This is a genomic window from Streptomyces sp. BL1 (assembly GCF_057628045.1).
The window spans coordinates 8,117,611-8,123,803 of the sequence record NZ_JBXYWZ010000002.1; the positions used below are offsets into that span (position 1 = coordinate 8,117,611).

The following is a 6,193-nucleotide window of genomic DNA, read 5'->3' on the forward strand; positions in this document are numbered from 1 at the left end:
CTGCCGCTGTAACGCGCCTCCCTCCCGCTGTAACGCGCCTCCCTGACACAGCACTTCGCGCATCACGTCGAGGAATCGGAAAATCCCATGCTGCCCCGCTTCAGTAACGCCCTCCCCTCCACGCTCCGTCCCGCCGCTGTGCGGCGCGACGTCCTCGCCTCCCTCGTCGTCTTCCTCGTCGCCGTCCCCCTGTGCGTCGGCGTCGCCGTCGCCTCCGGGGTGCCGGCCGAACTCGGCCTGATCACCGGGATCGTCGGCGGACTGCTCACCGGCTGCCTGCCCGGCAGCTCGCTCCAGGTCAGCGGCCCCGCCGCCGGGCTCACCGTGCTTGTCTACGAGGCGGTGCACGCCTTCGGTCTCGCCGCGCTCGGCGCCCTCGTCCTCGCCGCCGGGCTCCTCCAACTCGGCCTGGGGGCCCTGCGCCTGGGCCGCTGGTTCCGCGCGATATCGGTCGCCGTCGTGCAGGGGATGCTGGCCGGCATCGGCCTGCTCCTCGTCCTGGGCCAGGTGTACGCGATGGCCGACACCCCGCAGCCGGGCACCGGCATCGCGAAGATCACCGGGCTGCCCGGCCTGGCCGCCGGGCTCGTGACCGGCCCTAACCCGCGGGCCATGACGGCTTTCGGGGTCGGTGCCGCCACCCTCGCCCTGCTGGTTGTGTGGAAGCGGATGCCCGCCAAAGTCCGCGTGGTGCCGGGGCCGCTCGCCGCGATCGCCGTGGCCACGGTGGTGACGGCGATCGCCGGTCTCCCCGTCGAGAAGGTGGAGGTCCACGGCCTGCTGGCCTCCGTGCAGCCGCCCGGCGCCGGTGACCTCACGGTGCTGGCCCAGGTCTCCGCGCTCGGCACCGTCCTCGCGTTCACTCTCATCGCCTCGGCGGAGAGCCTCTTCAGCGCCGCCGCCGTCGACCGCATGCACAACGGCGCACGTACGGACTACGACAAGGAACTCATGGCCCAGGGCGCGGGCAACGCCGTGTGCGGTCTCCTCGGCGCCCTGCCCATGACCGCGGTGATCGTACGCAGCGCCGCCAACGTCCAGGCAGGCGCCCGCACCAAGCTCTCCCGCATCCTGCACGGTCTGTGGCTCCTGGTGTTCGCCGCCCTGCTCCCCGCGGCCCTCGGCGTCATCCCGCTCGCGGCGCTCGCGGCCGTACTGGTGCACGCCGGCGCCAAGCTGGTGCCCGCACGTCAACTGCTGCCGCTGTGGCGCGAACACCGGGGCGAGGCCGTCATCCTCGCTGTGACGGCACTCGCCATCGTGCTGGCCAACATGTTCGAGGGCGTGCTCGTGGGGCTGCTGCTCGCCGTCGTGAAGAGCGCGTGGGAGACCTCGCACCTCCACATCGCCACGCACGAACTCACCGGCGGCCGCCTCGTCGTCGCCCTCAGCGGCAACGCGACCTTCCTGCGGCTGCCGAAGATCCTGGACACCCTGGAGTCGCTGCCCCGCGGCAAGCCGGTCGAACTCGACCTCTCCGGGCTGCGCCACCTCGACCACGCCTGCCGCACCGCCCTGGACCACTGGGCCGAACAGCACAACACCACGGCCCCCACAGCACCGGCTCCGGCGGCCGGCTAGGCCGGATGCGGGGGAGGAAGCGCCCAGGGCGCCCCCTCTTTCCTGGCTGCGCCGGCGTCCTCTGGCCCTGCCCGCAGCTGCCGGACGGGGCGAGGGGAGGCGCCCGGGCCTCCTCGGTGACGCGTCACGCCCACGGCCCAGCGCAGAGGCCGGCAGGGGGGTTGGGCGCCGCAAGGGGGCGGGCGTGCGGGGGCCGTTCGCGGGGACGCTGCGCCCGCTGCTGTTCTCCGTGCTGCGTGCGGTGGGTGTGTCAACGCCGGCGTTCCGTACGGGCGTTGAGGGCCTGCGGCGCCGCCCGCTCGGCTGCCACCCGGCCCGTACGCCGTCCCCGTGCGTCCCCGCGCGTGGCCGGCTGCCGCTGGCCGCGCGGTGTCCGTGCGCCCCCGCCCGGGAAGGAACGGGCGCCCCCGGCCCGGGCGGTGGCCGGCCGGGCCGGGATGCCCCGCCCCGCCCCACGTCGGGGCGGGGAGGGGCGGGGGTGTGGCTGTCCGGGGGCCGGGTCAGTTGCTGGGCGGGGTGACCCAGCCCTTCTTGACCAGCTGGTCGCAGTGCCACTTCCCGTGTGAGGGGCTCTCCCCGTGCTTCGCGGTCGCGTCGAGGCAGTCGCTGTAGGGGAACGGGGGCTCCGAGGCGGCAGCGGCCTGGGCGCCCACTGCCGACGCACCGAGTCCACCGGCGGCCACGGCCAGGGCCAGGGCAATGCTCATCCGACGCACAAGATCCTCCTCTTCTCGGGCCGGAGCACCCATGCTCCGGCAGGTCCACGCGCTCTTGCCGCAGCCCCGCCAGGGCGGGACATGCAAGATCACTCATGGCCCAACGAGCAGGCCACCACCAGGAAACGCCGCGCTACCCCGCCCCGCCCGTACGGCCCAACGCCGCGCCACACCGACCCCCGCCCTGGGGTAACTTCCGTACCTGGCAGGGCAGTTGACCCGGTCTCGGTGTCCCGTCCTGACTCCGCCTGTTCCGGCGTGGCGCGCTGTTGCCGCAGGTGCGCGCCCGTCCCGTGAGCGGCTCGGGGCGGGGTGTGCGCGGGGGCACTGCACCGAGACGGCTGGCCACGGATTCCGGAGCCTGGGCGCGCAGCGGGAAGACGTGCGTACCTGATTCCCGGGGGCAGGCGGCGGCCCCCCCGGGGGGGGCACCGCGTTGTGCCGGTCGTGCAGCAGGCGAGCTCGCGCCGGTGCCCTGCCGGCCCACATGCGGCAGGTGCGTTGCACCAGCGCCCTCTACGCCCTGCGGCTACTGATCCACCCAACTTCCCTCCCTGGGCGGGTAGATGAGGGATCTCAAGGTCCTGTGTGCCCACCGCTGGGGGAGTGACGGCGGGGTACGGGTGAGGAAGAGAAACGCCCGCCCCGCCTCCCCTCTCGCGGCACGCGGGGGGGGGGCAAGCCGCCGGTGGCGGCATCACTCCCGGCAGCGTGCGGGGCCGGACCGCCTCAAGTGGCAAGAAGTGTGGGGTATTTGCCTGATAGGCATCTACGATGACTTCCTGCACGGAGGGCAACACGTGCCCCATCAGTGCAGGGAGAGCCCGCACGCCACGCCCCTTCCGGCCAAGGGGAGATACGGAGTAGCTCGATCGTGCACCTCACCCGCCTCTCCGCCGGTGGCTTCCGCTCCCTCACCCACGTGACAGACATCCCCATCAGCAGCCCCACGATCCTGGCCGGGCGCAACGACAGCGGCAAAAGCGCGGTACTGACCGCGCTGGCCTTCCTCCTGGGAACCCACCGGCTCACCGAGGAGGACCGCACCTACGAGCAAAGCGACGGCGTCACCGGGCAGCGGTGCTCGGAGACGTGGGTCGAGGGCGACTTCACCCTCGATGCCACGGAGCAAGCGACCAATACGCTGCCCTCCTCCTTGCGCATCCGCCGCCGCGCCCGCGCCGATGAGGCCGCCTGCTGGGAGTTCTTCGGCGCCCAGCCCGACGACAGCCGCCTGCAGGGCCTGGACCAGCTACGGAAGCCAGACCTGGCCCAGCGCGTCACCGAGTTCGGCCTGACCCCCACCGGGACACTCAAGGACGACCTGCTCGCCGCCCTCACCGCGCACGCCGCGACCGTGCCGCAGGTCCAGCAGTGGCAGCCGCTTCCCAAAGAACTGGAGGAACGCCTCCCGCGGCTGCTGTCGTTCGGCGGCCGGCACGAGAGCCCCGACGACGCCGTCCGCACCGCGCTCAGTAACTGCTACGAAACCCACCTCGAGGACGAGACACTCCTGGGACAGGTGCGGGAGATCGAAGCGGAGATCACGCAGCGGCTGGAGAAAGAGGCCCACTCGCTGTGCCAGCACATCCGCCGGCACTGCAGCGAGTTCGTAGAGGTAGAGGTGAGGCCGGAGGTCTCCTTCAAAGGCGGCTTCAAACGCGCCCCCCTCGAAGTCTCCCGGGCCGATGGGGAGCCGGTGGACCTGACCCGCTCAGGCCAAAGGCAGCACCCGGCGCATCGCCCTGGCGGCGTGGGAATGGACCAGCAACCTCCTGGAGAGCGCCGAGCTCGCTACGGCAGCAGAACACAGCGCGCCAGAGCCCACGCAGACCATCGTCGTCTACGACGAACCCGACACCCACCTCGATTACCGCCACCAGCGCACCGTCATGGACATCATCCGCAAACAGTGCGCCCTGCCCCACGTCAACGTCATGATCGCCACGCACTCGATGAACCTCATCGACGGCGTCGACATCGCCGACGTGGTCCACCTCAAGCTCAACGACCGCGGCCGCACCCTCATCGAACGCCTGACAGAAGACACCCACGCAGGCATCGACTTCCACCTCGGCCAGATCGCGGCCGCCGTAGGACTGCGCAATTCCGTCCTGCTCCACGAACGCTGCTTCCTCGCGGTGGAAGGCCCCACCGAACAGCAGAGCGTGCCGCTGCTCTTCCGCCTCTCCCAGGGGCTGTCCCTGCAGGCAGCCGGCATTGCCCTTTGGGCCTGCGGCAACAACGAAGGGGCTCTGCTCCTCGCTGGCTACCTCGTCAAACACCACCGCACGGTCATGCTGATGGTCGACAACGACAGCCGCTCCAACAGGCATTTCAAGGAAGAAAAACTTCATCCAGGCCGGGCTCGACCTCACCACGGAAGTCTCCTACGTCGGCGAAACCGCGGGCACAACGAGTTCGAAGAGCTCTTCAGCGACGAGCAGTGGGCAACCGCCGCCAACATCCACTGGCCCCGCACCGGGCGCCCTTGGAGCGCCGACGACTTCACACCACACCGCGGAAGCAAATTCAGCGGACGTGTCCTCACCATGCTCAAGGAACAGGCCCAGGAGAACAGCCCCAACGGAAAGACGGACATGGTCTATGACCTGGTTACCACGCTGACCACCGCCGAGGACGTCCCCACCCAGCTGCGAGACATTTTCACCGACGTACAGAACCTGGCTTCCTAGGGAGCTCCCGGCGAGCGCGCCGCTGCTGCATGCGCTCCTTGCTTGCGCGGTGGTGGGCGCTACCCAGGCATGCCAGCCCACCCCCGGTAGCCACTGCCGGGCATGCTCGCGTGCGTCGATCCCGCACCACCGGCACCCACCAGGTGTAGGGATACGGTCATCCGTGGCGGAACGCGATAAGGACATCAGCTCCTCCTTCCCCTAGAAGACATCTTCTCTCCTGCCACTGACAATCACCCCGCGTAGCACCAGCGCTGGCTGCCGTGCCGCGCGCGGCCCTGTGCCAGGTCAGGGGCTGTGTCACGTTCCGCCGAAACCGTCACGCGCTCGCGTTCGGGCCAAGGTCAGGTTTCTCGGCTCGACACCATCTCGCCCCTGGTGGGCGGCTGTTGGGCATGCGCGGGTGGGTGGTTGCCAGCGCTGGTGTGGCGGGGGAGGGGTATGCGTGGTGGGGGATGAGGGTGCGGAGCATGTTCTGGGCGTCGGGGCCGGTGGAGTGGAGGACGGTACCGGTCAGCGGCGCGCTGTGGTGGTCCCAGTTCGTCGATCGCCTGCCGCAGCGCGGCCTCCTCAGTGGCCTCAAGGTCAGGGGAGGGGATGCTCGCCCGGTTGTTGTCCAGTCAGGCCCGGTTGCCCGGCTTTCACGTATCCGCCACCTGAAGAGATCCCTGGCCAGGTTGCGGGCGGTCCGGCACGCATCCGGCAGCGCACGTCGGATCGAGGTGCGGCCGCCGGGACAGGAGCTCCTCGAAGGCCCTCTGCGCGATGTCCTCGCTGTCGGCTATGGAGAGGTTGAACGTTCCGCGCAGCAAGTGGTTTAGCAGGGCGCGTGTGGAGTGCTTCGCACTCGGCCAGCTGCTCGGCATTCAGCCCGGGGAGCAGCGCGACGGGCTCGGGCCGATTCACCACAGGTGGTACTCCTCGCACGAGCGTTGGACGGTCAACGAACTGCCGTCGGCGGCCTCTTCCTGCACGGTTGCCCCGGCAGGGGTGTACTTCAAGACTGTCCGCGGCTGCAGCCGCAGCCGGCGTTCGCGGAGCACAGGCGCTCCTCGGAGTGCTGGTGGCGGGCCTGGGGAAGCAGCTCAAGTATCTCGGCCCGGCGCAGGGCCAGGCAGACGCCGGCAATCGCCGGGACAGCGACCATCACGAGCTCGGTGTATTCCTGGGCGATCATCTCGTGCGGCCTTCGGGGCGGGA

At 70.5% G+C, this 6,193-nt stretch carries 5 protein-coding genes; 2 read left to right on the top strand and 3 right to left on the bottom strand.

The annotated features are described in order from the left end of the window. Positions 1-87: 87 nt before the first annotated feature. A complete protein-coding gene (locus tag AC3AGO_RS35890; RefSeq protein WP_487817981.1) occupies positions 88-1,581 on the top strand; it encodes a SulP family inorganic anion transporter in 1,494 nt (497 codons plus the stop codon). A gap of 500 nt (positions 1,582-2,081) precedes the next feature. Here the strand turns inward: AC3AGO_RS35890 and AC3AGO_RS35895 are convergent, their stop codons facing one another. Next, complete coding sequence (locus AC3AGO_RS35895) at positions 2,082-2,288, bottom strand: hypothetical protein (RefSeq protein WP_487817980.1); 207 nt, start codon at positions 2,286-2,288, stop codon at positions 2,082-2,084. A 1,261-nt stretch (positions 2,289-3,549) separates the two neighbouring features. Further along, positions 3,550-3,885, bottom strand: a complete 336-nt coding sequence (locus AC3AGO_RS35900; protein ID WP_487824492.1) for a hypothetical protein — start codon at positions 3,883-3,885, stop codon at positions 3,550-3,552. Positions 3,886-4,189: 304 nt separating this feature from the next. Here AC3AGO_RS35900 and AC3AGO_RS35905 point away from each other — a divergent pair, with 304 nt between their 5' ends. Beyond that, complete coding sequence (locus AC3AGO_RS35905) at positions 4,190-4,993, top strand: OLD family protein (RefSeq protein ID WP_487824493.1); 804 nt, start codon at positions 4,190-4,192, stop codon at positions 4,991-4,993. Between the two features lie 997 nt (positions 4,994-5,990). On the opposite strand, the gene AC3AGO_RS35910 is transcribed toward AC3AGO_RS35905, so the two are convergent. Then, positions 5,991-6,193: hypothetical protein (locus tag AC3AGO_RS35910; protein ID WP_487824494.1), on the bottom strand; the 203-nt coding region annotated here is incomplete at its 5' end.

Coding starts and splice junctions, on each gene's coding strand:
- AC3AGO_RS35890 (WP_487817981.1), top strand. CDS start 88: ATGCTGCCCCGCTTCAGTAACGCCCTCCCCTCCACGCTCCGTCCCGCC.
- AC3AGO_RS35905 (WP_487824493.1), top strand. CDS start 4,190: ATGGACATCATCCGCAAACAGTGCGCCCTGCCCCACGTCAACGTCATG.
- AC3AGO_RS35895 (WP_487817980.1), bottom strand. CDS start 2,288: ATGAGCATTGCCCTGGCCCTGGCCGTGGCCGCCGGTGGACTCGGTGCG.